The organism is Bradyrhizobium sp. AUGA SZCCT0431 (assembly GCF_018131065.1).
Classification (GTDB): Bacteria; Pseudomonadota; Alphaproteobacteria; order Rhizobiales; family Xanthobacteraceae; genus Bradyrhizobium.
This window is the reverse complement of the sequence record NZ_JAFCLR010000028.1, coordinates 47209-74031: the sequence shown is the minus strand read 5'-3', so window position 1 is coordinate 74031 and position 26823 is coordinate 47209. Positions and strand designations below refer to the sequence as shown.

Here is a 26823-nt window from a genome sequence, read left to right as displayed (position 1 = left end):
GAACTCAGAGTCGCTCCACGCACGCCCATGGCATATGACATTCACATTAAACGCCGAGCCCCTGACGGTCAGCTCCTGCCGATTGAGCTTACCGAGTGGCGTGCAGCCGTTCAGCAGACCGAGAATGTTCGCATGGCGGACGGAGACTTTAAGGCAAGCAACCCCAAGACCGGTGAAATCATCACGCTTCGCAACACTGGCGGTGACGCCGAAGTATTTTTTCCGAAGAATGCTGAGTGGCTGCGCCTATTTCTTTGGACACCGCCGGGTCAAGTCTCGTTCAGAGCGCCCCGCGATTTTGAGCTGCCTACTTCTGATATCCGGCAACTTGCTTCGAAACTCGCTCACGCGTTAGAAGCATCACTTATCGGCGACGAAGGGGAAATCTACGAATAGGCAGCTCTTTTTGCGCGGTTGCGGCGGGCGTGCGGATGCAACAACGTGAACAGCACCTCGCCTGCAAACGGCCAACTCCAAGCCCCCTTTGTTTGCCAGACATGCGCCGCGCATAGCCACTGACACGGACCCCTCAATGCCTCGATCCAAACAACATCCAAATGACTCCTTCTACGTCGAACCGCGCAGCGGCGAGCGCTTTTCCCTGGATGTGCCGCGCTGGTGCGCCGACGGGCAGAAGCCGCTCTTGATCAACCCGCAGCCCGGTATCATCAGAGACGAGATCGATCGCGGCACGCGGTCGCTGTGGCGCTATCGGGCCTCGCTGCCGATCGAAATTGCAAAACCGATTTCGCTCGGGGAAGGCTGCACCCCGCTGGTGCAGAAGGAATGGGACGACTTTCGGCCGTTCTTCAAGCTGGAATGGTTCAACCCGACCTGCAGCTTCAAGGACCGCGGCACCACGGTCATGCTGTCCTATGTGCGCCAGCTCGGCATCGATGCGGTGCTCGAAGACAGTTCTGGTAACGGCGGCGCGTCGGTTGCGGCCTATGGCGCGGCCGGCGGCATGCGGGTGAAGATCCTCGCACCCGCCTATACATCGCCTACCAAAGTCGCGCAGGTTCGCGCCTATGGCGCCGAGGTGCAGCTTGTCGAAGGACCGCGGGAAGAGTCCCAGCGTGAGGCGATCCGCCAGTCCAGCGAGATCTTCTACTCCAGCCACAACTGGCAGCCGTTCTTCCTGCAGGGCACCAAGTCGGTCGCCTATGAGCTGTGGGAAGATTTCAATTTCGCGCCGCCCGACAACATCATCATCCCGGTCGGCGCGGGCAGCAACCTGCTCGGCTGCCACATCGGCTTCTCCGAACTGCTTGCCGCCGGTCAGATAAGCAAACTGCCAAGGCTGTTTGCCGCGCAGCCGCTCAACTGCTCGCCGCTGGACGCCAGCTTCCAGGCCGGCGTCGACACGCCGATCGACCGCGCCGTCCGCACGACGATCGCGGAAGGCACCGCGATCGCGCATCCGCTGCGGCTCAAGGAAATGATCCACGCCTTGAAGGACAGCGGTGGGGAGTCGATCGCGGTTTCCGAGGACGAGATCGTTACAGCCCTGAGGCGGCTGGCGCGGCTCGGCCTGTTCGTGGAGCCGACATCGGCCAGCGTCGCGGCGGCGTTCGCAAAGCTTACGGCGCGAGGCATCATCAAGGAGCGCGAAAACACGGTGCTGTTGATTTCAGGCACCGGCATCAAGACGGCGTCCACGATTGCCGAGCTGTTTTGATTCCGGCTTTGCACCTCCCAGCCTTTGACTTGGCTCTGGAACCGCTATAGAACAAAATAAGAACGGACGCATCACAGAGACTTCATGGCCAAATCCACCCTCTCCTTTGTCTGCCAGAACTGCGGCGCGGCGTTTAATCGCTGGCAGGGCAAGTGCGAGTCCTGCGGCGAGTGGAACACGCTGGCCGAGGAGGACACATCAGGCGCGACCTCGATGCCGGTCTCGATCCGCTCCAAACGCAGGGGAAGAACGTTTGCGCTGGAATCGCTGACCGGCAAAAGCCAGGACGCGCCCCGGCTCTCCTCCGGCATGGTCGAGCTCGATCGCGTCACCGGCGGCGGCTTCGTCCGCGGCTCGGTGCTGCTGGTCGGCGGCGATCCCGGCATCGGCAAATCGACGCTGCTGACGCAGGCCACCAGCATGATGGCGCGTGCGGGGCATCGCGCGGTCTACATTTCAGGCGAAGAAGCCGTGGCCCAGGTGCGGCTGCGCGCCGAACGGCTCGGCCTTGCCGACGCGCCGGTGCAACTCGCGGCCGAGACTTCCGTCGAAGACATCGTCTCGACGCTGTCCGAGGGCGCGGTGCCGCGCCTGATCGTGATCGATTCGATCCAGACCATGTGGACCGATACGGTGGAATCAGCCCCCGGAACGGTCACGCAGGTCCGCGCCTCCGCGCAGGCGCTGATTCGGTTTGCCAAGAAATCCGGGGCCACGATCATCCTGGTCGGGCACGTGACAAAGGACGGCCAGATCGCCGGCCCCCGCGTGGTCGAGCACATGGTCGATGCGGTGCTGTCGTTCGAGGGCGAAGGCTCGCAGCAATTCCGCATCCTGCGCGCGGCGAAGAACCGCTTCGGCCCGACCGATGAAATCGGCGTGTTCGAGATGACGGGCCTCGGCCTGCGCGAGGTCTCGAACCCCTCCGAATTGTTCCTGTCGGAGCGCGACCTCGGCAGTCCCGGCACCGCTGTGTTCGCCGGCATCGAGGGCACCCGCCCGGTGCTGGTGGAATTGCAGGCGCTGGTGGCGCCGACCACCCTCGGCACGCCCCGGCGCGCCGTGGTCGGCTGGGACCCAAGCCGGCTCTCGATGGTGCTGGCGGTGCTGGAGGCCCATTGCGGGGTCAAACTGTCCGGCTACGACGTCTATCTGAACGTGGCCGGCGGCCTGCGGATCCAGGAGCCCGCGGCCGACGTCGCGGCCGCCGCCGCCCTGGTGTCGTCGCTCGTCAATGCGCCGCTACCGACGGATGCGGTGTATTTCGGCGAGATTTCGCTGTCCGGCGCGGTCCGGCCGGTGGCGCAAACCTCGGCCCGGCTGAAAGAGGCGGCAAAACTCGGCTTTGGCCGCGCGATACTGCCCGAATCGGCGCGCGGCGAGGCCGGCGGCGACGCGGGTCTGGTGCTGAACAGCGTCGGCGGATTGACCAGCCTGGTCGCTGAAATTGCCGCGCGGGGCACGCCCAGAGCCAATCGCGAGGGTAACCGGGAGCAGAATCGCGAGGGGGCGGAGAAAAATGCCACACCGGCGCGATTCCGTCGCGAGAATGGCTAAAGCGGCGTGACGTCACCCGCCCTCGCCGCTATACAACGCGCGCGAAAGGCGCGTGGGATGGCGTGATATCCGGCCTTGCGGGACACGCCATATGACCGTCACCTAGATCAGCACCGACACGCCGATTCGCGAGACTTTGAGAATTTACGAGCGGACCTGACCAGCCGATGCCGATAACGATACTCGATCTCGTCCTGCTTGGTGTGATGCTGATTTCGGGGCTGCTCGCCATGGTGCGCGGCTTCATGCGCGAGATTCTGTCGATCGCGGCCTGGGGCGCGGCGGCTCTGGTCACGCTGTATGCTTTCTCAAAGCTGCTGCCGACCGCCAAAACTTATTTCAATAACGACACGGTGGCGGCCGTGGTGGTGGTGGCCGGCACCTTCATCGCGACCCTGGTCGTGGTGTCGATCATTACGGTGCGGATTTCGGACATGATCCTGGATTCCCGAATCGGCGCGCTGGATCGCACGCTGGGGTTCCTGTTCGGTCTCGCCCGCGGCCTGCTGATCGTGGTTGTCGCCTTCCTGTTCTTCAGCTGGCTGGTTCCGGACAAGCAGCGGCCCGACTGGATCACCGGGGCGAAGTCCCGGATGGTGCTGCAGGGAACCGGAGATTGGTTAATGGCGCTCTTGCCTGACGACCCTGAGAACACCATCTTAAAGAGATTCAAGAAGAATAAACCCGACGACGATTCAACTGACGCCGAGCCGGCAGCCCCGGCGTCCGGCGATGGCTACAGCAAACCTGCCCGCGACGGCCTTAAAAAGCTGATCGAGAAACCTGCGAGCAAGTAACTTTGGGCCAAAGAGAGGCGATGGACGCGATGCAAAACCCTTCCGATCCCGCCGAGCAACTTGACCGAAACTCCGGTCCGATCGATTTGCAGGACGATCTCGAAGGCGACACGCTACGCGAGGAATGCGGCGTGTTCGGCATCTTCGGCCACCCCGAGGCCGCCGCCATCACCGCACTCGGACTACACGCCCTTCAACACCGCGGCCAGGAAGCCGCCGGCATCGTCTCCTTCGACGGCAGCCGCTTCCACAGTGAACGCCGGCTTGGCCTCGTCGGCGACACCTTCTCCCGCCGCGAAGTGATCGAGCGCCTGCCCGGCAATGCCGCCGTCGGCCATGTCCGCTATGCCACGACAGGCGCCACCATCCTGCGCAACGTGCAGCCGCTGTTCGCCGAGCTCAATGCCGGCGGTTTCGCGGTCGGCCATAACGGCAACCTCACCAACGGCCTGACGCTGCGCCGCGAACTCGTTCTCCACGGCGCCATGATGCAGTCGACCACCGACACCGAAGTGATCCTGCACCTGGTCGCGCAGTCGAAGCGCACCCGCTTCATCAACCGCTTCATCGAGGCGCTGAGCACCATCGAGGGCGCCTATTCGCTGGTGTCGCTGACCAACAAGAAGCTGATCGGCGCGCGCGATCCACTCGGCATCCGGCCGCTGGTGCTCGGCGACCTCGACGGCCGCCCGATCCTGACCTCGGAGACCTGCGCGCTCGACATGATCGGCGCCAAGTATGTCCGCGACGTCGAACCCGGCGAAATCATCGTGTTCGACGACAAGGGCGCGCACAGCCACAAGCCGTTTCCACCCAGGCCGCCGCGGCCCTGCATCTTCGAATACATCTATTTCTCGCGGCCGGATTCCATCGTCGGCGGCCGTTCGGTCTATGAGGTTCGAAAAGCCTTCGGCGCGCAGCTGGCGCGCGAGAGCCGTGTCGAGGTGGACGTCGTGGTGCCGGTGCCGGATTCCGGCGTGCCGGCCGCGATCGGTTACGCCCAGCATTCCGGCGTGCCGTTCGAGCTCGGCATCATCCGTAACCACTATGTCGGCCGCACCTTCATTCAGCCGACCCAGAGCGTGCGCGAGCTCGGCGTGCGCATGAAGCATTCGGCCAACCGCGCCGCGATCGAAGGCAAGCGCATCATCCTGATCGACGACTCGCTGGTTCGCGGCACCACCTCGAAGAAGATCGTGCGCATGATGCGCGACGCCGGCGCGCGCGAAGTGCATTTCCGCCTCGCCTCGCCGCCGATCCTCTACCCTGACTATTACGGCATCGACCTGCCGGACCGCGGCGGACTTCTTGCCGCCACGCATTCGCTTGAGGAGATGCGCGAGATCATCGGCGCCGATTCACTGGCGTTTCTGTCGATCGACGGCATGTACCGCGCGATGGGCGAACCCGGCCGCGATCCCGCCAATCCGAAATTCTCGGACCACTGCTTCACGGGCGCCTATCCGACCCACCTCACCGACCAGACCGAAACCGAGCCGTCGCCCCGGCAATTGTCGTTGCTGGCGGAGGCGAGTTAATAGACCCCATTGGTTTGTCGTCCCGGCGAAGGCCGGGACCCATAGCCACCGGCCTTCGTTTTACGGACGCCTCTAGACACAGCCACCTTTTGCCTCATAACCGTCACGGCGTATGGGTCCCGGCCTTCGCCGGGACGACGTTTTTGCTAGAGCTTCTACTATGCCCCAATCCCTCGCCTCCCGTATCGCTCTCGTGACCGGCGCCTCGCGCGGCATCGGCTATGCCACCGCGCGCGCGCTTGCCAAGTCCGGCGCGCATGTCGTGGCGGTGGCGCGCACGCAAGGCGGGCTGGAAGAGCTCGACGACGAGATCCGCAAGGACGGCGGCAGCGCCACGCTGGTGCCGTTGAACCTCACCGACTCCGACGGCATCGCCCGGCTTGGCGCGGCGCTGCACGAGCGTCACGGCAAGCTCGACATTCTCGTCGGCAATGCCGGCGTCGCTGGCCCTTCCTCGCCGCTCGGGCATATCGAGCTGAAGCCGTGGAACGACGTGATGGCGGTCAACGTGACCGCGAACTTTCAATTGATCCGCTGCATGGAACCGCTGCTGAGGCAATCCGACGCCGGCCGCGCCGTGTTCGTCACTTCCGGCGCCGCCAACAAGGCCAGCGCCTATGTCGGCCCCTACGCCGCCTCGAAAGCTGCGCTCGAAGCGCTGGCGCGCGCCTGGGCGCAGGAGACCGCGAGCACGAACCTTCGCGTCAATCTTTTCAGCCCCGGCCCGATCCGCACGAAGATGCGCGCCACGGTATTCCCCGGCGAAGACCCCGCGACACTGGACACGCCGGAGCAGGCCGCGGAATTCATCGTGCCGATGTGCGCGCCCGACTGGACCGAAACCGGCAAGCTCTACGATTACAAGACGCGCACGCTGATGAGCTTTCGCGCGCCGGCGTAAGTCCTCACCACGTCATTGCGAGCAAAGCGAAGCAATCCACTCTTTCTTTGTTCGGATGGATGGATGGATTGCTTCGCGAGCCTGTCATCGGGCGCGCATTCGCGCGACCCGGTGGCTCGCAATGACGGTGTCAAACCGTTGACTCCTCCCCCTCCCCGCGATTGACTGCCCGCGCAAGCGGGAGCAACCCGCGAAGAAGATCAAGGGAGGAAGCATCATGCCGATGCATCATCGCGCGCGCTCGATACCTGCCATTCAACATCTCACCAAAACCATTTTTGCAGGCCTGACCGCCGCCATGCTGATGTCAGTCGCGCCGATGCCGAGCCCCGCGCTCGCCGGCGATGTGCCGACCTTCGCGGTCGATGCGTCCTGGCCAAAGCCGTTGCCGAACAACTGGATTCTCGGCCAGGTTGGCGGCATCGCCGTCGACTCCAAGGACCACATCTGGGTCATCCATCGTCCGCGCTCGCTGACCGACGACGAAAAGGGCGCGACGCTGACCCCGCCACGATCGAAATGCTGCGTCTCGGCGCCGCCGGTGCTGGAGTTCGACGCCGAGGGCAATCTGCTGCGCTCATGGGGCGGTGCGGGCGAAGGCTATGAATGGGTCGGCCGCGAACATGGCATCGAAGTCGACGACAAGGGTTTTGTCTGGGTCGGCGGCAACGCCGACAATGACAACGCGGTTCTCAAATTCACCCTCGACGGCAAGTTCGTGATGCAGATCGGCAAGATCGCGCCGAGCAAGGGCTCCAACGACACCACGCAACTCGGCAAACCCGCCGAGACCGCGGTCGACAAGGATGCCAACGAGATCTACATCGCCGACGGCTACGGCAACCGCCGCGTCATCGTGTTCGACGCCACCACCGGCGCCTACAAGCGGCACTGGGGCGCCTATGGCAAGCCGCCGAACGACGACAAGCAGCCGCCCTATGATCCCAAGGCGCCGGCTGCCCAGCAATTCGCCAATCCCGTGCATTGCGTGAAGCTCACCAATGACGGGATGGTTTATGTCTGCGACCGCATCAACAACCGCATCCAGGTGTTCAAGAAGGATGGATCTTTCGTGAAGGAGTGGTTCTTCGAGAAGAACACGCTCGGCAATGGCGCAGTGTGGGACATCGCGGTCTGGCCTGATCCGAAACAGACCTGGCTGTTGAGCGCTGATGGCGAAAACAACGAAATCCGGGTGCTGAAGCGCGACGACGGTACCGTGGTCGGGAGTTTTGGACGCAGCGGCCGCAATGCCGGGCAGTTCCACTGGATTCACGCCATGGCCGTGGATTCCAAGGGCAACGTCTATACCGCCGAAGTCGACACCGGAAAGCGCATCCAGAAATTCAAGCTGACATCGGACGCGCTACGATAGGTGGATTGCCCAAGGCATCCGGAACCACTACCACCATCTCAGTCATATGCCGGGCGTGGACCTCCCAAAGAAGGCCACCCGGCGACCCTAAATGGAGGAAATACATGACTGCATTCACCGCGCGGCGGCTCGCCGCGCTGCTCACCGTTGCCGGCATCAGCCTTGCTGCGCCCGCCTACGCCCAGGACAAGACCGTCAAGATCGGCGTGTTGAACGACATGTCGAGCCTTTACGCCGATATCGGCGGCCCCAATTCGGTGGTCGCGGTCAAGATGGCGATCGACGATTCCGGACTGCTCAAGAAAGGCTGGAAGATCGACGTCGTCAGCGGCGACCATCAGAACAAGCCCGACGTCGGTGTCAACATCGCCCGGCAGTGGATCGACAACGACAAGGTCGATGCGATCGCCGATACGCCGAGTTCCGGCGTGGCGCTCGCCGTCAGCAACCTCGTCAAGGAGAAGAACATCGCGATGCTCAATTCGGGTGCCGCGACCGCCGATCTCACCGGCAAGGCCTGCACGCCGAACACGATCTCGTTCACCTACGACACCTACATGCTCGCCAACGGCACCGGCAAGGCGCTCACCAAATCCGGCGGCGACACCTGGTTCTTCCTGACCGCCGATTACGCCTTCGGCCATGCACTGGAGCGCGATACTTCCACGGTCGTCACCGCCAATGGCGGCAAGGTGCTTGGCGGCGTCAAGCATCCGATCAACACTTCGGACTTCTCGTCGTTCCTGCTGCAGGCGCAGGCCTCCAAGGCCAAGGTCGTCGGCCTCGCCAACGCCGGCGGCGATACCACCAACGCGATCAAGCAGGCCGCCGAATTCGGCATCGTGGGCGGTGGCCAGAAGCTTGCGGCACTGCTGCTGTTCATCAACGACGTGCATTCGCTGGGATTGAAGACGGCGCAAGGCCTGACGTTCACGGAATCGTTTTACTGGGACCTGAACGACCAGACCCGCGCCTTCTCGAAGCGGTTCGCCGCATTGGCGAGCAAGAACGCAATGCCGTCGATGACCCAGGCCGGCGCCTACGCCATGGTGCTGCATTATCTCAAGGCGATGGAAGCGCTCGGCGGCAATCCGCGTGACGGCGCCAAGGTGATTGCCAAGATGAAGGAACTGCCGACCGACGATCCCTTGTTCGGCAAGGGCCCGCTGCGCGCCGACGGCCGCCGTCTCATCCCGGCCTATCTGTTCGAAGTGAAGAAGCCGGCAGAATCGAAGGGGCCGTGGGACTATTACAAGCTGATCGCCACGATCGCCCCGGAAGACGCCGCCAAGCCGCTCGAAGCCAGCGACTGTCCGCTGGTGAAGAAATAGTCAGACAACAAACTCGAGCGTCGTCCCGGCGAAAGCCGGGACCCATACGCCGCGGCGGCTGTAATTGTAGCAGGTATCGGCCACCTTGTTTTAGCCGATAGCACAACGCGGTATGGGTCCCCCGATGCGCAATTGCGCATCTGAGCTCAAGGCCGGGACGACGTAAACAAAGACGCGATCATCCGCACCTTCAACGAGGCAGCAGGTTGGTCTTGGCAAGATCAAGAACCTCGTCGCCCCGGCCGCTCATCACCGCCCGCAGCACCCACAGACTGAAGCCCTTGACTTGCTCCGCGGTGATCGTGGGGGGCATCGACAATTCCTGCCGCGCGGTGACGACGTCGAGCACCGCGGGTCCGTCATGGGCCAGTATTTCGCGGATCGCCTGTGGTAGATCGCCGGGATCCTCGACCCGCCGCGCATGAATGCCCATGGCACGGGCCATCGCCGCGAAGTCAGGGTTTTCCAGATCGACGCCGGTTTCGATAAAGCCGGACGCCTTCATTTCCAGCGCAACGAATCCCAGCACCCCGTTGTTGAAGATCACGACCTTCACCGGCAGCTTCATCTGCCGCAGCGTGATCAGGTCACCCATCAGCATCGCGAACCCGCCATCGCCGGACATCGACACCACCTGCCGCCCCGGTTGCGACGCCTGGGCGCCGATCGCATGCGCCATCGCGTTGGCCATCGAGCCGTGCACCCAGGATCCCAGCAGACGACGGCGTCCGTTCATGACGAGATAGCGCGCCGCCCAGATCGTCGGCGTGCCCACATCGGCCGTGAACACAGCGTCGTCGGAAGCCGCCTCGCTGAGCAAGCGCGCCAGATATTGCGGGTGAATCGGCTTGTGCCCGGGCGTCCCGCGCGCCAGTTCGTCCAGTCCGGCGCGGGCTTTCTTGTAGTGGGCGGCACTGTCGTCGAGATGGCGGCGATCATCCTTTGCCGTCAGTTTCGGCAGCAGCGCCTCGATCGTGACGCCGACATCGCCGACGAGACCGAGATCGAGCTTGCAGCGGCGGCCGAGATTTTCGGGACGGATATCGACCTGCGCGATCTTCGCTCCCGTGGGTAGAAACTGCTTATAGGGAAAATCCGTCCCCAGCATCAGCAACACGTCGCAAGCGTGCATGGCGGCGTAGCCGGACGAGAAACCGATGAAGCCGGTCATGCCGACGTCATAGGGGTTGTCGAATTCGACGTGTTCCTTGCCGCCGAGCGCATGCACCATCGGGCTCTTGAGCTTGTCCGCCAGCCGCATCAGGCTGGGATGGGCGCCCGCGCAGCCGCGGCCGCAGAACAGCGTGACACGTTTGACGCCGTTCAAGAGCCCCGCCAGCGCCGTCAATTCCGTCTCATCCGGCCGAACCACTGGGGCTTTCGGCAGAAGCCCAGCATTCGGTGAAATGCCACGGCTGGGCGCCGGTCGCAGCGCGATATCGCCGGGGATCACCAGTACGGCCACGCCCCGGCGGCCGACCGCAGCGCGGATCGCATTTTCCAGCACATAGGGAAGCTGCGCCGGATCGGAAACGAGCTCGCAATAATGACTGCATTCGCGGAACAACTCCTGGGGATGAGTCTCCTGAAAATAGCCCCCGCCGATTTCCGCGGATGGAATCTGGGCGGCGATAGCCAGTACCGGCGTGCGGCTGCGATGTGCATCGAACAAGCCGTTGATGAGGTGAAGATTGCCCGGCCCGCATGATCCCGCACATACCGCGAGCCCGCCGGTGATTTGCGCTTCAGCTGAAGCCGCGAAGGCGGCGACTTCCTCATGGCGAACATGAACCCAGTCGATCACCTCGCGTTTGCGCAGTGCTTCGGTCAAGCCGTTCAGGCTGTCCCCGACCACACCGAATATCCGCTTCACGCCGGCCTGGATCAACGTTTCCGCGATGAGGTCGGCGACGGTGTCGATGGGCATAGTGGCCTCGCTCTGTTGGAGGGGCTTCGGAACGTCAGCGATCAGATGTAGCGGGCCGGCCGGGCCTGAACAATTCAGGCTACCGTGAAGTCAGGGGAACTCCGCATCCGCTCAGAGACGGCCGCCTTCAAGCAACTGGTTTGCCAGCCATGGTCCGCCATGCGACCAGCAGCGCCAGCGCCAATAGCGCAGCAGCCAGGAGGAACGGCGCGCCCGGCATTTTCACCGGCGCAGACTCGCTGATGAAATAGGCAAAGATCAGCGTAAACAAAAACGGTCCCACCATCTGGGCAACGCTGTTGACGCTGTTGGTGGCGCCCTGCAACTGGCCCTGCTGATCGGGCGCGACCAGTTGCGTGGTCAGCGACTGGATCGCCGCTCCGGAAATACCCCACAGCGCCATCACGGGAATGCCGACCCAGAACAGCGGACCGGTCGGCGCGGCGCCATAGATCAGGAAGCCGAGCGCACCGCAGCCGAGCCCGAGCAGCAGCGCGCGGCGCTCGCCGAGGCGCGCGACGATCGGTCCGACGCCCGCGCCCTGCACCACCATGGCGCAGACACCGACCAGCGCCAGCGTCAGGCCGACGGTCTTGGTGTCCCACCCATAGCGATAGGTCGCATAGAGCACGAAGGTCGAGGGCAGCACGACATGCGCGACCTGGCCGAAGAAATTCGCCAGCGACAGACCTGCGAGAATCCGGTTGGAACGCAGCAGATGCAGCGCGCCGAGCGGATTGGCGCTTTTCCATTGGAACGGCGAACGGCGCTCCGGCGGCAGCGACTCCGGCAGAATCAGCCAGCCATAAAGCGTATTGGCAAAACTCAGGCCCGCCGCGACCCAGAACGGCAGCCGCGGATCCATGTCACCGAGCAGGCCGCCGACGGCGGGGCCAAGAATGAATCCGGCGCCGAACGCCGCGCCGATCTTGCCGAACACGGCAGCGCGTCGTTCCGGCGGCGTCACGTCGGCGATGTAGGCGAAAGCCGTCGAGATACTGGCCGAGGTGATGCCCGAGATGACGCGGCCGATGAACAGCCACACCAGCGACGGCGCCAGCGCCATCAGCACATAGTCCAGCGCCAGTCCGAAATTGGACAGCAGCACCACCGGCCGGCGGCCGAACCGGTCGGACAACGCGCCGAGGATCGGCGAGAAGATGAACTGCATCACCGCCCAGGCGGTGCCGAACAGTCCAAAGATCCGCGCGGCGGTCGCGGTATCGTTGTCGACAAAGCTTTCGACCAGCTTGGGCAAGATCGGAAGGATCAGGCCGAGCGCGAACATGTCGAGCAGGATGGTAACGAAAATGAAGATGGCGGCGCCGCTGCGCACCGGCGGCATCCCGGCCGCGCGTTCCGAGGCCGCCTCGTTCACGACGGCCGTTTGCGCTTGTGGGCGAACGGATTGGCCTTCTCGCGCAGCATAATGCGGATCGGCGTGCCCGGCAGATCGAAGGCTTCACGCATGCTGTTGGTGAGGTAACGCAGATAGGACGTCGGCACAGCATCGGCGCGCGAGCAGAACAGGATGAAACTCGGCGGCCGCGCCTTGGCTTGCGTGATGTAATTCAACTTCAGCCGGCGGCCCGACACCGAGGGCGGCGGATTGGCGTCTACGGCCTGTTCGAACCAGCGATTGAGGGCTGCCGTCGGCACGCGCTTGTTCCAGACCGCATAGGCTTGCTCGATCGCGCTCATCAGCCGATCGATACCCTCGCCCATCAGGCCCGACACGGCAACAACCGGCGCGCCCTTCATCTGCGGCAGCAAATGATCGACATCGGTGCGCAGCCCCGAAACGAGGCTGCCTTTCTTTTCCATCAAATCCCACTTGTTGACGGCCAGCACGACCGCGCGTCCCTCGCGCTCGATCAGGTCGGCGATGCGCAAATCCTGTTCCTCGAACCGGTTTTGCGCGTCCATCATCATGACAACGACTTCGGCAAAGCGCACTGCGCGCAGCGCGTCCGCCACCGATAGCTTCTCCAGCTTCTCATCGATCCGCGCCCGCCGCCGCAAGCCGGCGGTATCGAACACCCGGAAGTCGCGCCCCTGCCAGGTCACCTCGACCGAAATGGAATCGCGGGTGGTGCCGGCCTCGGCGCTGGTCAGCAGCCGCTCCTCGCCGAGCAGATGATTGATCAGCGTCGATTTGCCGGCGTTGGGACGGCCGACGATCGCGACGCGAATCGGACGCTTGGCGAAATCTTCATCGGATTCGATGATGTCGTCATCGTCGAATTCCTCGCCCTCCTCGGTGGGATCGGGCATCAGCACGCGCAGCGAATCGTAGAGATCGCTGAGGCCTTCGCCATGTTCGGCGGAAATCTGCACGGGATCGCCGAGCCCGAGCGCATAGGCTTCCATCGCGCCGACTTCGCCGTGCCTGCCCTCGCTCTTGTTGGCGACCAGCACCACCGGCTTGTTGGCGCGGCGGGCGAAATCGGCAAAGGCGCGGTCGTTCGGCGTAAGCCCGGCCCGCGCGTCGATCACGAACATCAGCGCGTCTGCAAGCGCAATCGCGGTTTCGGTCTGTTCCTGCATCCGCGCGGTGAGCGAGCCCTTGGCGCCTTCATCGAGGCCGGCGGTGTCGATCACGGTGAATTCGAGATCGCCGAGGCGCCCATTGCCCTCGCGGCGGTCGCGGGTGACGCCGGGTTCGTCGTCGACCAGCGCGAGCTTCTGCCCGACCAGCCGGTTGAACAGCGTCGACTTTCCGACATTGGGCCGGCCGATGATGGCAATCGTAAAGGGCATAAATAAATCCAAACGCCCTTTTTGAAGGACGTGTCAATCGAACGAAACGATAGAGCACGGTTCCGTCGGAACCGCGCTCTGATTTTGTATTGACGCGTTTGCTTTACGCGAACCGGCGCCGACTTCGCGCGAAAACGCTATGCAATTAACGCGTGAAGCTGCCGCTCGGCATCGGAGCCGGGAACGGCGCGGCGGACTGTTGGGTGGACTGCGCGGGCGCCGCCGATTGGTCGGGCGGCGGCGCGGTGGTGCGCTTGCGCACGATCTTCTTCGGCTTCGGCGCCGGCGGCGCTGCGTTGGTGCCGCCCTCTTCCTCGGGCGCGGCATCGGGCTCTGCGGCGGCGGGCTCAGCCGCGGGCGCCGCTGCAACGGGGGCTGGCGCCTGCCTGCCTCTGGATTTCGTGGATCCCTTCGATTTCGGCTCCTGCGGCGCAGGTGCGACCGCTGCCTGGGCATTCGGGTCATCGATCGGCTGCTGGCGCGCGCCTTTGTAGAGATCCTTCGGCACGCCCTGCTCGAGGCCGGGCACACCGTCGGGGAAAACCGGCTTGCGTTCGCCGGGCAGCTTCTTTTTGGTGTCGAGGAAGTCGAGCATGTCGGTCGGATCGAAATTGCCCATGCTGCTACAGCCCGCCAGCGCGCTGGAAAACGCGATGAGGACGGTGGCTGCGATCAGACGGTGCGGGCGGCGCATGCTCGGTTCTCGTTTATCTCGTTGGCCGGCTCAGCTCTTTGCGACAGGCGGAAGCAACGCTTGCAGCGCTTCGGCGCGCGAGCGCAGGCTCGGTGGCGTCCCGCCGTCATTGGCAATCACGTCCAGCCATTGCCGTGCCGCTGTCGCGTCGTTGGCGCGCCAGGCCGACAGCGCCAGCAATTCGCGCGCAGTATGGCGGAAGGTAGCAGCCGGTCCGGCTGCCGCCTCCAGGCGAGACTTCATGTCGGGATAGGAGGTGCTCTCCAGCAGCAACTGGGCGGCGCGAATCCGGGCCAGATCCTGTTCCGCCACGCCGACTCTGCGGTCGGCGGCAATCTCGTCGAACATCTTGGCAGCAGCCTGCTGGTCGCGGCTTGCGACCTCCGCGGCCGTACGCAGGCGCGCCAGCACGCGGTATCCCGCCGGCGCCTTCGCCGCCAGCTCGGCAAACGCCGCCTCGGCCTCGGCGTGCTTGTTGGCTTCCGATAGCTCCGCAGCCTTGTCGAAGGCCGCACCAGCCTCAGCCGCCTTCTGGGCTTCCAGATATTGGTAGCCACGCCAGCCACCCACGGAGGCGATGATCAGCAGCGCTCCAGCAATGATATAGATGGAATATTGGTCCCACAGCTTCTTGAGCTGATCGCGACGGACCTCCTCATCAACTTCATTAAATAATTCAGACACTTAAGGCTATCCCATCCCCGCTGAGCCGCTGGACGCGCGGCGGCGCCCTGCGCCCGATCCCCGCATGGCGGCGGCGATACCCTAACGATATGGCGGTGGCAAGGCAAAGCGAGCCGGATCAAAGCGTTAACGCTGGAGGTGGCAGTCGGAAGCGAGTTGTCCCATGCCGCGAGCGTCCGGGAATATTGACTTCGCGGTTCAAAGCTTGGCGTAATCCGTTCGATTTTTGTCGGTTATTCGTCTGATTTTGCAGGTGCTTCATGGTTTGCCGCGCCCTGGTCGTCACGCTTGCCATCGGGGCCGCCGCCCTGCCCGCCGCGACCCAAGCCTACGACATCAAGGCGAAGACGCCGGACTCGGCATTTTCCGGCAAGCTGCGCCCGGACATTTTGGGCATCTCGGCGGATTCCACCGCTAATTCCGCGCGTGCCACGCTAGAATCGTTCTTCAAGGGACGCACCAACACCACGACCGACGTCCAGCAGCAGAAGTTCGGCAGCACCGCGATCAGCTTCACCTCGGCACTCACTTTCAGCCTTGCCCCGGGGCCCGGCCAGAATGGTGAGGTGCTGTCGAGCAGCTTCTCGTCACCGGCGAGCGGAAATCGCATTTATTTCCTCGCCCGCAACCTCACCTTTGCGAAGGACCAGCAGCCGGCGAAGGCCGACATGGTCAAGGAGGTGATGGGCAAATACGGCGCGCCCACCATCGTCGGCGATCAGCACCTCTATTACATCTATCGCGCGGGCTCGATCGTTTCGGTCGGCACGAAGTACAAGGAAGCGACCGCGGTCGAGGCCATCGGCAAGCCGCTCGATCCCAAGGCCGCGCTCAAGCTCAACGGCGAAACTATCCGCGGCAGCTGCGTGGCGGTCGTCAAGCGTGCGCAGGCAAAGGAGAAAGCGCTGGCCGCGATGCTCAGTGAAGCCAAGGGCGCCAATTGCGACGGCGTGCTGAGCGTGCAGCTGATACCCGGCACGGCGCCCGACCGGGTCGGAATCGCGCAATTTTCGCTATTGGACGTCAAACGCGTCATCAGCGCGGCGGCGATCGACAGCGATGCACTCGCCGCGGAACAAAGCGAACGCAATGCGATGCCGAAAGGCAGCGCGCCGAAGCTGTAGCTTGATCTCCTGTAGCCCGGATAGAGCGCAGCGCAATCCGGGGTCAGTATCCGCGACGTAGATTGGCCCCGGATTACGCTTCGCTTCATCCGGGCTACGGGGCTACGTGGCTGCTATCTCGCGCAACTGCCGTTTCAGTACCTTGCCGTTGGCGTTGCGCGGCAGCGGATCGGCGGTCAGGTCGATGGTTTCCGGCACCTTGTAATCCGAAAGCCGCTCGGCACACCACGCACGCAAGGTCTCGACGCTGGCCCCGCCCCTGACCACGACCACGGCGTGGACGCGCTCGCCGAGCACGGGACACGGTTTGGCGATGATCGCGCTTTCGAGCACGTCGGGATGGCCTGACAGGACCGACTCGACCTCGGCGGAATAGATCTTCAGGCCGCCACGGTTGATCATGTCCTTCTGGCGGTCGAACACGCGCACGAAGTTTGCCTCATCGATCGAGCCGAGATCGCCGGAATGCCAGAAGCCGGCGGTAAAACTTTCAGCCGTTGCTGTTGGATTGTTCCAGTAGCCCTTGATGACCGAGCCGCCGTGAATCCAGATCTCGCCGATCTCGCCGCGCGGCAGTTCGTGGCCGTCGGGATCGACGACGATGATCTGCGCGCCGGGACAGGGTAATCCGACGCTGTCGATGTACCGCGCGGTCAATTCGCCGGGCATCATGGTCGACGGCGACGTCGTCTCGGTGGCGCCGTAGCAATTTGCCAGCTTCAGGCCCGGAATCCTGGCGGCCAGCCGTTCGATGGTCGCAATCGGCATCGGCGCCCCGCCAAAGCCGCCGATCCGCCAGCTCGACAGATCGTAGCTGTCGAAATCCGGCTGAAGCAGGCAGAGATTATACATTGCCGGCACCATCACGGTGTAGGTGACGCGCTCTCGCGCCGCCAGCTTCAGATATTCCGCGGCCTTGAACTCCGGCATCACGATGAGCGCGCCCGCGCACCGAACCATGGTCATGATATTCGCGACCACGCCGGTAACATGTCCGAGCGGCACCGCGGCGATCGAGCGATCCGCCGCGGTCAACTGCAAGCAGGACACAAAGACCATCGACGAATGGATGATGTTGCAATGCGCGAGCATTGCGCCCTTTGGCTTGCCCGTGGTGCCCGACGTGTAGAGGATCATCGCGGTGTCTTCTTCGCCGACCTCGGCAGGCGTCGCCGAGGCCGCGTGATCCAGCAGATCGGAGAACTGCGAGGTGCTGCCGTCATCGACGGAAACCCGATGCAAGAGGTCAGGCACATCGCGCGCATCCGGCACGCGCTCCGCCAGTGTCGCTTCGTGGACCAGGAGCTTTGCGCCTGAATCGGTCAGCACATAGGCGATCTCAGGCTTTTGCTGGCGGGTCGAGAGCAGCACTGTCACCAGGCCGGCATGGGCGGCGGCGAACATCGTCAGCACGAACTCAACGCGATTGCCGAGCAGCACGGCGATACGATCGCCGCGCTGCAATCCGAGCCGCTGAAACCCGGCCGCAATCCGTGCCGATTGAGAGGCCACGTCGCGCCAACTCATCCGGCGATCACCGCAGATCAACGCCTCGCCGCCCGGATTTCGCTCCGCCGCCTCCGCAATCATGGCCCAGACGGAGCCCGGCCGTTCGCTAAATGCCGGCACGACGCGATCGCCGAAGCGCGTCTCGAGCCGCATCGCCGGAATAGGATGTTGCGACCAGTCCATTTTGGCCTCGTCAGTTCTTTGCCTTCATGTCGTAGACGTGTTCGGGGCCGGGAAACGCGCGGGAACGGACGTCCGTAGCGTAGCCTTCAATGGCGGCCTCGATCGCGGGCCCGAGATTACCATAGCGGCGCACGAATTTCGGCGTCCGTGGCGACAGGCCGAGCATGTCCTCCAGCACCAGCACCTGGCCGTCGCAGGCTGCACTGGCGCCGATGCCGATGGTGGGAATGGCGATGCTTTCGGTGACCTTGAGGGCGAGCGGTTCAGCGACCGCCTCGATCACGACCGAGAAGGCACCCGCCTCGGCGATGGCCTTGGCGTCGTTCTCGATCGGCTCCCAACTGCCCTCCTCGCGGCCCTGCGCGCGAAACGAGCCGAGCGTGTTGATCGATTGCGGCGTCAGGCCGATATGGCCCATCACGGGAATGCCGCGCTCGCTGAGAAACGCCACCGTCTCCGCCATCCGCACGCCACCTTCGAGTTTGACCGCGCCGCAATGGGTCTCCTTGAGGATCCGCACCGCGGCATGAAACGCCTGCTCTTTGGAGGCCTCGTAGGAGCCGAAGGGCATATCGACCACGACCAATGCATGCTGCGAGCCGCGCATCACCGCGCGCCCCTGCAGGATCATCATATCGAGCGTCACCGGCACCGTGGTCTCGAAACCGTGCATGACGTTGCCGAGGGAATCGCCGACCAGGATGACGTCGCAATAGCGATCGACCAGGGCGGCCGTATGCGCGTGGTAGGACGTCAGCATCACGATCGGATCGCCGTTCTTGCGCGCGCGAATGTCCGGCGCGGTCTTGCGCCTGATGGCCGACTGGACTGACATGCTAGACTCCAACCACGGGGACGCCGATCACGACCGGATGGAAGGCAAATGCCAGCGCCAGATAGGCGATGACCCCGACTGCGATCGCGATCAGGTCGTTGCCGGGACCGCCGACCGGTATCGGCGGCCCGCCGGCATCCGCACGGCGTTTCAGCGAGATGCGGTCGAACACCGCCCACGCCAGGAACGAGCCGAACAGGATGATCGAGCCGAGATCGCCATTGGCGAGCAGATGCGCGGCCGCCCACAGCTTGACGCCGGTCAGCATCGGATGCTTCAGCGTCGTGTAGATCCGGCCGCGGATGTAGGAGGCGACCACCAGAATGATCGCGGGCAGCATCAGGGCCACGGCGATGTGCTTGAACGCCGTCGGCGGGTTCCAGACGTTGATCCAGCCCGTCGCGCGATAATTGGCAAAGCCCCAGATGACCAGCGTCAGGCCCGCGACCGAGGCCAGCGCATAGCCGACCTTGTAGCCGCCCTCGCCCATCGAGCCGATGACCCGTGCGCGCAATTCGCGCTGCGTGGTCAGCGTGTGGACCCCGAGAAACAGGACCAAGCCCAGGATCATCACCAGCAGTCCCATGATGTCCCTCTCCTGTGCGGCTTCGCTTCCACCCTCGCGTATCATTGATGGGGCTTGGAGCGCAATGCGCTACGCCGCCATCCGCCTCATGGCTTCTCCGCTTGCTTCTTCAGATCGCGATTATCGACATAGCGGATCGCGATCGGTCGCCCGGCCAGCGCGCCTCCGAGCTCGCCGGTGAATCTCAGCGGCTTGCAGGCATCGAGCGAGGCGTTGATCGCCTTCAGATAAATGGCGCGGGTATCGGCCGGAACGCCGGCGGTGGCGAAGGTCAGCCGAGGGGCGGCAATGATTTCACCCGAGCGCTTGAAACTGAAGCGCACCGACATCTGCATGCCCTCGCGCGCGCTATCGGCCGGCGGCGGGGTCCAGCAGGACCGCAGCGCCGCAAACAGGTCGCCGATGCTGTCGAGGTCGTGGTCCGGCTTCCGGTATTTCGCCGCCTGGTCCTTTGGCGGAACGCTTTCGATCGTCAGTTGCAGGTTCTGGCCGTAGGGATAATCGATCTCGGGAATGCACGGGCCGTCGTTGAACACGCTGCAGAACGACGGCGTGCAGGGCTGGCCGTCGAGCACGCTGCACGGCGCGTGCGAAAACGGCGTGGCATCGATCTGACGCCGCGGCTGGGCGTCAGCGGCGCCGATACCGGCAGCCGCGACGATCAGGCAGATGATGACACGCCGGAGCATACGCCGGTTCCCTTGAAGTCGACGATCCAATCAAGTTGGTCCGCGCCTTGGTCGGGTTCAAGCGGGCCGGCGTTCACATCCCCGCGTTCATTTCCCGGCATTCATCGCCGATAGTTCCGCAATCAGCGCCTTTTCGCTGGGCTGGTCGAGCACGCCGGCCGCATAGAGCGAAATACCGCCATAGAGCGTGATGTAGATCTTCATCACGGCCCGGCGCCGCGCGGCTGATGTCGGGATGTCCTGGCAAAAGATCCGCATCGCCTGGGTGATGACGCCGTGGACCGCGGTCTGCAGCGGCGGATTGTGCTTCATCGTCGCGTGCGGGCGGCTGGTCATCAGCGCATAGAGCGCGCGGTTGGCGAGCGCGAAGCGGACATATTTCGCGGTGTAATCCTCCGGCGTGGTCGCCTTGACCAGGATCGCGGCTAGCCGGTTATAGGCGCCGGTGGCGACCGCATCGAGCAGCGCTTCGCGGTCCCTGAAATGATTATACAGCGAGCGATGCGCAACGCCGACGGCATCAGCCACTTCGCGCAGACTCAATTGCTCATGGCCGGCCTTGGCCACCAGACGGGTGGCGGCCTTCAGCGCGGCTGATTTCAGATTGCCGTGGCGATAGGTCGCCCGGCGCGGCGATGCGGTCATATCCCTTCATACAAAGGCCCCGGCCGCAGCGCCACTGTCGCGGACACGATTTTCCGAAGCTTAAGCCGAAGCGCGGCTCCTGACGCGATCCTCGCCATATTGCGGCGTGATGTCCTCGTCGATCATGCCGCGGATCATCTCGATCACGGCACCACGCGCCCGCGCCTTGGTGGCGGCATGCGCCGCCATGTCGAGCGTGCTCAGCTTCCCGGCGACCTCCTCCGCGCTGCGCTCCAGCGCGGCAGCCGGCACCACGCGATCGAAGAAGCCGGCGGTGACGGCTTCCGCCGGACCGAACATTTCGGCCGTCATCACCACCCGGCTGAAATAGGCCGGCGTCAGCCGCTGCCGGGCGATCTCTATGGCGAACCGCGGCACCGTGAGCCCGATTGCAACTTCATTCATCCCGATCAAGTAATTGCCCTCGGCGGCGAGACGGTGGTCGCTGGACATGATCAGGAAGGCCCCCATCGGATAGGCATTGCCCTGGCAGACGGCGACCACCGGGGTCGGGAACGACAGGATGCGCAGCGCCAGTTCGGCGCCCGCTTTCAGCATCAGGTACTGATCCTCGGCGCTCCCTTTGGCGAAGACGTTGAGGTCGAAACCGCCGGAAAAGTGCCTCCCGCGCGCCTTCAGGATCACGACGGTTTTGTCCTTTTCCGCCTGGTCGAACGCCGCATGCAGCGCGTTCAGCATCGCCAGCGACATCACATTGGCCTTGCCATCATCCATCACGATGGTGCCGACGGGGCCGGTGCGGGAATAGGTCGCGAGATCAGTCATGTTGGCCTCCCTGTTTCTATAAGCATCCATTGGATACTTTCGGAACGCGGACTGATCTGCAAGGCTGGTTCCGAACCGGCCAGCGCATGCAGGCATCCACTGGATGCATGGGTGCCAATCACAGAACAGCTGTCGTCACCCGCGCAGGCGGGTGACCCAGTATTCCAGAGACGGTTGTGATGGAATCGAGAGGCCGCGGCGTACTGGTCCCCCGCTTTCGCGGAGGACGACAGCGGTGGGAGACGCCGAACTGCGCCCTCACCCCTTCTTCTTCACATCCTTGATGTGGGAAAACACGATGCCCTCGGCGCGTTCCTTGGTATAACCCAAATAGAACTCGTTCTTGGCGAGGAACACCGGGTCACCGTCGACGTCATCGGCAACACCCGATCCATTGGCCGAGATGAACGCGTCGAGCTTCTTGCGGTCGTCGGACGAGATCCAGCGCGCCAGCTGGAATTCCGAGACTTCGAATTCGACCGGCAACGAATATTCTGCATCGAGCCGCGCTTTGAGCACGTCGAGCTGCAGCGGACCGACCACGCCGACCAGCGCCGGCGCGCCGTCGCGCGGGCGGAACACCTGCACGACGCCCTCCTCCGACATCTGCTGCAGCGCCTCCTTCAGCTTCTTGGCCTTCATTGCGTCGGTCAGCCGCACGCGGCGGACGATTTCCGGTGCAAAGCTCGGCACGCCGACGAACGTGAGATCTTCGCCTTCGGTGAGCGTATCGCCGATCCGCAACGTGCCGTGATTGGGAATCCCGACGACGTCGCCGGCAAAGGCTTCATCCGCCACCGAGCGGTCCTGGGCAAAGAAGAATTGCGGCGAGGACAGCGACATGTTCTTGCCGGTGCGCACCAGCTTGGCCTTCATGCCGCGGCTGAGCTTGCCGGAGCACAGCCGCGCGAACGCGATGCGGTCGCGGTGGTTCGGGTCCATGTTGGCCTGGATCTTGAACACGAAGGCGCTCATGCGCGGCTCTGCCGCCTCGACCTTGCGCAGATTGCTTTCCTGCGCGCGCGGCGCCGGTGCGAAGCGCCCGAGGCCTTCCAAGAGATCGCCGACGCCGAAATTGCGCAGCGCGCTGCCGAAATAGACCGGCGTCAGATGGCCCTCGCGGAACGCCTCGAGTTCGAACGGCTTGCAGGCTTCCGAGACCAGCGCGAGTTCGTCCTTGACCTCGGCAACGTCGAGATTGGCGCTCCGGCCGGCGAGATCGGCGATGTCGATCTGCTGCGCGGCGCCGGTCTTGGCGCCGCCGCCTTCGAGCAGGCGCACGCCGCCGGTGGCGATGTCGTAAGTTCCGAGGAAGTCACGGCCGCGGCCGACCGGCCAGGTCATCGGCGTGGTGTCGAGCGCCAGCGTCTTCTCGATTTCATCGAGCAGTTCGAACGTGTCGCGGCTTTCGCGGTCCATCTTGTTGATGAAGGTGATGATCGGGATGTCGCGCAGGCGACACACCTCGAACAGCTTTCGGGTCCGCGCCTCGATGCCCTTGGCGGCGTCGATCACCATGACCGCGGAATCGACCGCCGTCAGCGTGCGGTAGGTGTCTTCCGAAAAGTCTTCATGGCCCGGCGTATCCAGGAGGTTGAAGACGAGGCCATCGAACTCGAAGGTCATCACCGAGGTCACGACCGAGATGCCGCGCTCGCGCTCGATCTTCATCCAGTCGGAGCGAGTGTTGCGGCGTTCGCCCTTGGCCTTGACCTGACCGGCAAGGTTGATGGCGCCGCCGAACAGCAGCAGCTTTTCGGTCAGCGTGGTCTTGCCGGCGTCCGGGTGGGAAATGATGGCAAAGGTCCGCCGCCGCGCCACTTCATCTGCAAGCGGCGAGCGGGACGGCGATTCGGCTGAAACGGCAATGTCGGACATGAATCGAGCGTTTGGCAGGGAAAACGGGCGCAATCAAGGGCGATTTGGCGATTGCCGACGGTGGATACACCCCCCATATCCAGCAGGGAAGGACGACCTTCCCATCACCATCATCCGCGGGGACGACCCTGCCTTATCTGGAGGGTTTGTCATGGCCTGGGCTGTGTTGTTCACCGCCGGTCTCCTCGAAATCGGCTGGGCTATCGGTCTCAAATACACCGAAGGCTTTACGCGGCTGGTGCCGTCGGCCCTGACGCTGGCGGCCATGGCCGGAAGCATCCTCCTGCTTGGACTGGCGCTGAAAACCCTGCCGATCGGAACGGCCTATGCCGTCTGGACCGGGATCGGCGCCGTCGGCACGGCTATCCTTGGCATCGCCCTGTTCGGCGAACCTGCCACCGCGGCCCGCCTGGCCAGCATCGGGTTGATTGTAGCCGGTATTGTCGGGCTGAAGCTGGTCACCTGACGAGAGCCCGTTCCGCTGAATCGGAACGGCCTCTCGATTCTTGATTTGACGCGTTTTCTTGGCGCGAACCGGCGTCCACTTCGCTTGAAAACGCTCTAACGCAGCAGCACCACCGCCCAATAGGTCGCAGCCGCCACTATTCCCGAGGCCGGGATGGTGATGACCCAGGCATAAACGATCGAACTGGCGACGTTCCAGCGCACCGCGGAGACCCGGCGCGCCGCGCCGACGCCGACAATGGCGCCGGTGATGGTGTGGGTGGTGGAAACGGGAACCCCGAGCCAGGTCGCCATGAACAGGGTCGCCGCGCCCCCGGTTTCCGCGCAAAAGCCCTGCATCGGGGTCAGCTTGGTAATTCGCAATCCCATGGTTCGAACGATCCGCCAGCCGCCCATCAGCGTACCGAGGCCCATGGCCGCCTGGCACGAGATCACCACCCAGAACGGGATCGAGAAATCGGCGCCGAGATGGCCCTGCGAATAGAGCAGCACCGCGATGATGCCCATGGTCTTCTGTGCGTCGTTGCCGCCATGACCGAGCGAATACAGCGAGGCCGAAACGAATTGCAGGATGCGAAAGGCGCGGTCGACCGCGAACGGGGTCGAGCGCACCGACAGCCAGGACACGATCGCTACCAGCACCAGCGCCAGCAGGAATCCGACCAGCGGCGACAGCACGATCGCCAGCAGCGTCTTCGACAGCCCGCTCCAGACCGCCGCGGACAGGCCTGCCTTGGCGATCCCGCCGCCGAGCAAGCCGCCGATCAACGCGTGCGAACTGGACGAGGGAATGCCAAGCCCCCAGGTGATCAGGTTCCAGACGATGGCGCCGACCAGCGCGGCAAAGATCACCGTCGCATCGACAATGCTGGGCTCGATGATGCCGGTGCCGATGGTGTTGGCGACGTGAAGGCCGAACACCAGAAAGGCGATGAAGTTGAAGAAGGCGGCCCAGAACACCGCATATTGCGGCCGCAAAACGCGCGTCGACACGATGGTGGCGATCGAATTGGCGGCGTCGTGCAATCCGTTGAGGAAGTCGAACAGCAGCGCGACCGCAATCAATGCGATCAGAATTGGAAGACCAAGCGTGGCGTCCACCTGATGGCCCTGCCCTAAACCTGTTCAATCACGATTGAGTTGATCTCATTGGCGACGTCGTCGAAGCGGTCCGAAACCTTTTCGAGATGCTTGTAGATCTCGGCGCCAACAACGAAGTCCATCGCATTGGCGTTGCGATGCTTGAGAAACAGCTCCTTCAACCCGATATCGTGCAGGTCGTCGATGCGGCCCTCCAGCTTGCCGATCTCCTCGGTGATCGCCGTCAGCATCGCGACGTTGTCGCCGATCGACTGCATCAGCGGCAAAGCACGGCCGACCAGATTGGCGCATTCGACAATCAGCGTACCAATTTCTCGCATCGGCGGTTCGAAGGCGCGGACCTCGAACAGGATGACGGCCTTGGCGGTCTGCTGCATCTGGTCGATGGCGTCGTCCATCGAGGTGATCAGGTTTTTGATATCGCCGCGGTCGAACGGGGTGATGAAGGTGCGCCGGACCGCGGTCAGCACCTCGCGGGTGATATTGTCGGCATCGTTCTCGAACTGATTGACGCGCTGGCAGAACACCGGCGTCTCGTCGCCGCCGCGCAGCATGTCCTGCAAGGCCAGCGCCCCCTGCACGACGGTCTGGGAATGACGGGCAAAGAGGTCGAAAAACCGCTCTTCCTTGGGCAGGAAATAGCGAAACCAGCGCAACATCGGTCTTATCCATCGTTCTGGAACGGCTGCCCGAGGCAGCCTGTCACAAAACTGTCATAGACCATTCACAGGCAAAGCGCGCGACGACGGATCCCGGAATAGTGGTCATCCACCGCTTTGTCGGCCGTTAAAACGCGCCCGAACGGGCAATTTAGAGCGAACGGCGGAAGAAATGCGCGATCTCGCCAATCACGCCGCGGCGGAAAGTCAGCACGCAGGCGACGAAGATGACGCCCTGGATCACCGTCACCCACTGGCCGAAACCGGCCAGATATTGCTGCATGGCGATGATCACGAAGGCGCCGACCACGGGGCCGAACACGGTTCCGAGACCGCCGACCAGCGTCATCAGTACGATTTCGCCCGACATCGTCCAGTGCACGTCGGTGAGCGAGGCGTTCTGCGCCACGAATACCTTTAGCGAACCTGCGAAACCGGCGATCGTTCCGGAAAGGATGAAGGCCAGCAATTTGTAGTGATCGGTCTTGTAACCCAGCGAGATCGCGCGCGGTTCGTTTTCGCGGATCGCCTTCAAGACCTCGCCGAACGGCGAGTTGATGGTGCGATAGATCAGGAGGAAACCGCCAAGGAACCCGACGAGGATGACGTAATAGAGCACCGTCGGCTTGGATAGATTGAAGATGCCGAACAGATAGCCCTGCGGGATGCCCTGGATGCCGTCCTCACCATGGGTGAACGGCGTCTGCAGGTAGATGAAATACAGAAGCTGCGACAGCGCCAGCGTGATCATCGAGAAGTAGATGCCCTGACGGCGAATGGCGACGACGCCGGTAATGACGCCAAGCCCGGCGGCACCTACGGTGCCGACCAGAATTCCAAGCTCCGGCGACAGCCCCCAGACCTTCAGCGCATGCGCGGTGAAGTAACCGGCCGTCCCCAGAAACATCGCGTGGCCGAACGACAATAGCCCGCCGTAGCCGATCAGGAGGTTGAACGCGCAGGCCAGCAGCGCGAAGCACAGCGCCTGCATCACGAAGAACGGATAGATCCCGGTCAGCGGCACGATCGCCAGTAGCGCTGCCATCAGGACGAATACGATCATCTCGTCGCGCACGGCACGCGGTGACACCGGCAGTGTATCGTCAGTCAATGCGCTCATA

The 26823-nt window shown here is 63.7% G+C and carries 25 protein-coding genes; 10 read left to right on the top strand and 15 right to left on the bottom strand.

Going from position 1 to position 26823, the window contains the following annotated elements; all coding sequences use genetic code 11:
- The first annotated feature begins 27 nt into the window (after positions 1–27).
- The 8 genes from JQ567_RS25165 (at position 28) to JQ567_RS25130 (ending at position 9177) form a co-directional block, all read left to right on the top strand.
- The gene (locus JQ567_RS25165) at positions 28–396 is read left to right on the top strand and encodes a hypothetical protein (RefSeq protein ID WP_212441293.1); all 369 of its coding nucleotides are present in this window, start codon (positions 28–30) and stop codon (positions 394–396) included.
- A gap of 136 nt (positions 397–532) precedes the next feature.
- A complete protein-coding gene (locus JQ567_RS25160) occupies positions 533–1678 on the top strand; it encodes a threonine synthase (RefSeq protein WP_212441292.1) in 1146 nt (381 codons plus the stop codon).
- Positions 1679–1762: 84 nt separating this feature from the next.
- A complete protein-coding gene (radA, locus tag JQ567_RS25155) occupies positions 1763–3235 on the top strand; it encodes a DNA repair protein RadA (protein WP_212441291.1) in 1473 nt (490 codons plus the stop codon).
- A gap of 167 nt (positions 3236–3402) precedes the next feature.
- A complete protein-coding gene (locus JQ567_RS25150; protein WP_192740670.1) occupies positions 3403–4032 on the top strand; it encodes a CvpA family protein in 630 nt (209 codons plus the stop codon).
- 29 nt (positions 4033–4061) lie between these two features.
- Positions 4062–5570 carry an amidophosphoribosyltransferase gene (gene purF / locus JQ567_RS25145; protein WP_212441316.1) on the top strand — a complete coding sequence of 503 codons (1509 nt, stop codon included), beginning with the start codon at positions 4062–4064 and terminating at the stop codon, positions 5568–5570.
- A gap of 160 nt (positions 5571–5730) precedes the next feature.
- Positions 5731–6471 (top strand): SDR family NAD(P)-dependent oxidoreductase, encoded by a 741-nt coding sequence (locus JQ567_RS25140; protein WP_212441290.1) that lies wholly within the window; start codon positions 5731–5733, stop codon positions 6469–6471.
- Positions 6472–6769: 298 nt separating this feature from the next.
- Positions 6770–7846, top strand: a complete 1077-nt coding sequence (locus tag JQ567_RS25135; RefSeq protein ID WP_249165703.1) for a hypothetical protein — start codon at positions 6770–6772, stop codon at positions 7844–7846.
- A 104-nt stretch (positions 7847–7950) separates the two neighbouring features.
- Positions 7951–9177, top strand: coding sequence for an ABC transporter substrate-binding protein (locus tag JQ567_RS25130; RefSeq protein WP_212441288.1), 1227 nt, complete (start codon positions 7951–7953; stop codon positions 9175–9177).
- A 190-nt stretch (positions 9178–9367) separates the two neighbouring features.
- On the opposite strand, the gene poxB is transcribed toward JQ567_RS25130, so the two are convergent.
- From poxB to JQ567_RS25105, 5 genes are all read right to left on the bottom strand, one after another.
- Positions 9368–11104, bottom strand: a complete 1737-nt coding sequence (gene poxB, locus JQ567_RS25125) for a ubiquinone-dependent pyruvate dehydrogenase (protein WP_212441287.1) — start codon at positions 11102–11104, stop codon at positions 9368–9370.
- Positions 11105–11231: 127 nt separating this feature from the next.
- On the bottom strand, positions 11232–12449 hold the full coding sequence (locus JQ567_RS25120) for a TCR/Tet family MFS transporter (RefSeq protein WP_212441315.1): 1218 nt from the start codon (positions 12447–12449) through the stop codon (positions 11232–11234).
- A gap of 29 nt (positions 12450–12478) precedes the next feature.
- Entirely contained in the window at positions 12479–13864 is a 1386-nt protein-coding gene (gene der, locus JQ567_RS25115) for a ribosome biogenesis GTPase Der (RefSeq protein WP_212441286.1), read from the bottom strand.
- 145 nt (positions 13865–14009) lie between these two features.
- Positions 14010–14558: a hypothetical protein gene (locus JQ567_RS25110; RefSeq protein WP_212441285.1), complete on the bottom strand. Its 549-nt coding sequence runs from the start codon at positions 14556–14558 to the stop codon at positions 14010–14012.
- Between the two features lie 30 nt (positions 14559–14588).
- A complete protein-coding gene (locus JQ567_RS25105) occupies positions 14589–15242 on the bottom strand; it encodes a tetratricopeptide repeat protein (RefSeq protein ID WP_212441284.1) in 654 nt (217 codons plus the stop codon).
- Positions 15243–15502: 260 nt separating this feature from the next.
- On the opposite strand from JQ567_RS25105, the gene JQ567_RS25100 reads away from it, so the two are divergent.
- Positions 15503–16366: a hypothetical protein gene (locus JQ567_RS25100; RefSeq protein WP_212441283.1), complete on the top strand. Its 864-nt coding sequence runs from the start codon at positions 15503–15505 to the stop codon at positions 16364–16366.
- 102 nt (positions 16367–16468) lie between these two features.
- On the opposite strand, the gene JQ567_RS25095 is transcribed toward JQ567_RS25100, so the two are convergent.
- The 7 genes from JQ567_RS25095 to JQ567_RS25065 all read right to left on the bottom strand — a co-directional run bounded on the left by JQ567_RS25095 (position 16469) and on the right by JQ567_RS25065 (position 23477).
- Positions 16469–18058, bottom strand: a complete 1590-nt coding sequence (locus tag JQ567_RS25095) for a class I adenylate-forming enzyme family protein (RefSeq protein ID WP_212441282.1) — start codon at positions 18056–18058, stop codon at positions 16469–16471.
- A 10-nt stretch (positions 18059–18068) separates the two neighbouring features.
- Entirely contained in the window at positions 18069–18893 is an 825-nt protein-coding gene (panB, locus tag JQ567_RS25090; protein WP_212441281.1) for a 3-methyl-2-oxobutanoate hydroxymethyltransferase, read from the bottom strand.
- Between the two features lies 1 nt (position 18894).
- Entirely contained in the window at positions 18895–19479 is a 585-nt protein-coding gene (locus tag JQ567_RS25085; RefSeq protein WP_212441280.1) for an NnrU family protein, read from the bottom strand.
- Between the two features lie 86 nt (positions 19480–19565).
- Positions 19566–20168 carry a hypothetical protein gene (locus JQ567_RS25080; RefSeq protein ID WP_212441279.1) on the bottom strand — a complete coding sequence of 201 codons (603 nt, stop codon included), beginning with the start codon at positions 20166–20168 and terminating at the stop codon, positions 19566–19568.
- A gap of 87 nt (positions 20169–20255) precedes the next feature.
- On the bottom strand, positions 20256–20813 hold the full coding sequence (locus JQ567_RS25075) for a TetR/AcrR family transcriptional regulator (RefSeq protein WP_212441278.1): 558 nt from the start codon (positions 20811–20813) through the stop codon (positions 20256–20258).
- A gap of 60 nt (positions 20814–20873) precedes the next feature.
- Positions 20874–21599, bottom strand: a complete 726-nt coding sequence (locus JQ567_RS25070) for a crotonase/enoyl-CoA hydratase family protein (RefSeq protein WP_212441277.1) — start codon at positions 21597–21599, stop codon at positions 20874–20876.
- A 258-nt stretch (positions 21600–21857) separates the two neighbouring features.
- A complete protein-coding gene (locus JQ567_RS25065) occupies positions 21858–23477 on the bottom strand; it encodes a peptide chain release factor 3 (RefSeq protein WP_212207951.1) in 1620 nt (539 codons plus the stop codon).
- Between the two features lie 151 nt (positions 23478–23628).
- On the opposite strand from JQ567_RS25065, the gene sugE reads away from it, so the two are divergent.
- Positions 23629–23943: a quaternary ammonium compound efflux SMR transporter SugE gene (gene sugE, locus JQ567_RS25060; RefSeq protein ID WP_212034055.1), complete on the top strand. Its 315-nt coding sequence runs from the start codon at positions 23629–23631 to the stop codon at positions 23941–23943.
- A 95-nt stretch (positions 23944–24038) separates the two neighbouring features.
- Here the strand turns inward: sugE and JQ567_RS25055 are convergent, their stop codons facing one another.
- The 3 genes from JQ567_RS25055 to JQ567_RS25045 all read right to left on the bottom strand — a co-directional run bounded on the left by JQ567_RS25055 (position 24039) and on the right by JQ567_RS25045 (position 26822).
- Positions 24039–25043: an inorganic phosphate transporter gene (locus JQ567_RS25055; protein WP_212441276.1), complete on the bottom strand. Its 1005-nt coding sequence runs from the start codon at positions 25041–25043 to the stop codon at positions 24039–24041.
- Positions 25044–25057: 14 nt separating this feature from the next.
- A complete protein-coding gene (locus JQ567_RS25050; RefSeq protein WP_212441275.1) occupies positions 25058–25702 on the bottom strand; it encodes a DUF47 domain-containing protein in 645 nt (214 codons plus the stop codon).
- Positions 25703–25853: 151 nt separating this feature from the next.
- Positions 25854–26822: a branched-chain amino acid ABC transporter permease gene (locus JQ567_RS25045; RefSeq protein ID WP_212441274.1), complete on the bottom strand. Its 969-nt coding sequence runs from the start codon at positions 26820–26822 to the stop codon at positions 25854–25856.
- Between the last annotated feature and the right edge of the window lies 1 nt (position 26823).

Excerpts from the sequence above, each read along its gene's own strand:
- JQ567_RS25165 (WP_212441293.1), top strand. The coding sequence starts at position 28 with ATGGCATATGACATTCACATTAAACGCCGAGCCCCTGACGGTCAGCTC.
- JQ567_RS25160 (WP_212441292.1), top strand. The coding sequence starts at position 533 with ATGCCTCGATCCAAACAACATCCAAATGACTCCTTCTACGTCGAACCG.
- radA (WP_212441291.1), top strand. The coding sequence starts at position 1,763 with ATGGCCAAATCCACCCTCTCCTTTGTCTGCCAGAACTGCGGCGCGGCG.
- JQ567_RS25150 (WP_192740670.1), top strand. The coding sequence starts at position 3,403 with ATGCCGATAACGATACTCGATCTCGTCCTGCTTGGTGTGATGCTGATT.
- purF (WP_212441316.1), top strand. The coding sequence starts at position 4,062 with ATGCAAAACCCTTCCGATCCCGCCGAGCAACTTGACCGAAACTCCGGT.
- JQ567_RS25140 (WP_212441290.1), top strand. The coding sequence starts at position 5,731 with ATGCCCCAATCCCTCGCCTCCCGTATCGCTCTCGTGACCGGCGCCTCG.
- JQ567_RS25135 (WP_249165703.1), top strand. The coding sequence starts at position 6,770 with ATGCTGATGTCAGTCGCGCCGATGCCGAGCCCCGCGCTCGCCGGCGAT.
- JQ567_RS25130 (WP_212441288.1), top strand. The coding sequence starts at position 7,951 with ATGACTGCATTCACCGCGCGGCGGCTCGCCGCGCTGCTCACCGTTGCC.
- poxB (WP_212441287.1), bottom strand. The coding sequence starts at position 11,104 with ATGCCCATCGACACCGTCGCCGACCTCATCGCGGAAACGTTGATCCAG.
- JQ567_RS25120 (WP_212441315.1), bottom strand. The coding sequence starts at position 12,449 with ATGCCGCCGGTGCGCAGCGGCGCCGCCATCTTCATTTTCGTTACCATC.
- der (WP_212441286.1), bottom strand. The coding sequence starts at position 13,864 with ATGCCCTTTACGATTGCCATCATCGGCCGGCCCAATGTCGGAAAGTCG.
- JQ567_RS25110 (WP_212441285.1), bottom strand. The coding sequence starts at position 14,558 with ATGCGCCGCCCGCACCGTCTGATCGCAGCCACCGTCCTCATCGCGTTT.
- JQ567_RS25100 (WP_212441283.1), top strand. The coding sequence starts at position 15,503 with ATGGTTTGCCGCGCCCTGGTCGTCACGCTTGCCATCGGGGCCGCCGCC.
- JQ567_RS25095 (WP_212441282.1), bottom strand. The coding sequence starts at position 18,058 with ATGGACTGGTCGCAACATCCTATTCCGGCGATGCGGCTCGAGACGCGC.
- panB (WP_212441281.1), bottom strand. The coding sequence starts at position 18,893 with ATGTCAGTCCAGTCGGCCATCAGGCGCAAGACCGCGCCGGACATTCGC.
- JQ567_RS25085 (WP_212441280.1), bottom strand. The coding sequence starts at position 19,479 with ATGGGACTGCTGGTGATGATCCTGGGCTTGGTCCTGTTTCTCGGGGTC.
- JQ567_RS25080 (WP_212441279.1), bottom strand. The coding sequence starts at position 20,168 with ATGCTCCGGCGTGTCATCATCTGCCTGATCGTCGCGGCTGCCGGTATC.
- JQ567_RS25075 (WP_212441278.1), bottom strand. The coding sequence starts at position 20,813 with ATGACCGCATCGCCGCGCCGGGCGACCTATCGCCACGGCAATCTGAAA.
- JQ567_RS25070 (WP_212441277.1), bottom strand. The coding sequence starts at position 21,599 with ATGACTGATCTCGCGACCTATTCCCGCACCGGCCCCGTCGGCACCATC.
- JQ567_RS25065 (WP_212207951.1), bottom strand. The coding sequence starts at position 23,477 with ATGTCCGACATTGCCGTTTCAGCCGAATCGCCGTCCCGCTCGCCGCTT.
- sugE (WP_212034055.1), top strand. The coding sequence starts at position 23,629 with ATGGCCTGGGCTGTGTTGTTCACCGCCGGTCTCCTCGAAATCGGCTGG.
- JQ567_RS25050 (WP_212441275.1), bottom strand. The coding sequence starts at position 25,702 with ATGTTGCGCTGGTTTCGCTATTTCCTGCCCAAGGAAGAGCGGTTTTTC.
- JQ567_RS25045 (WP_212441274.1), bottom strand. The coding sequence starts at position 26,822 with ATGAGCGCATTGACTGACGATACACTGCCGGTGTCACCGCGTGCCGTG.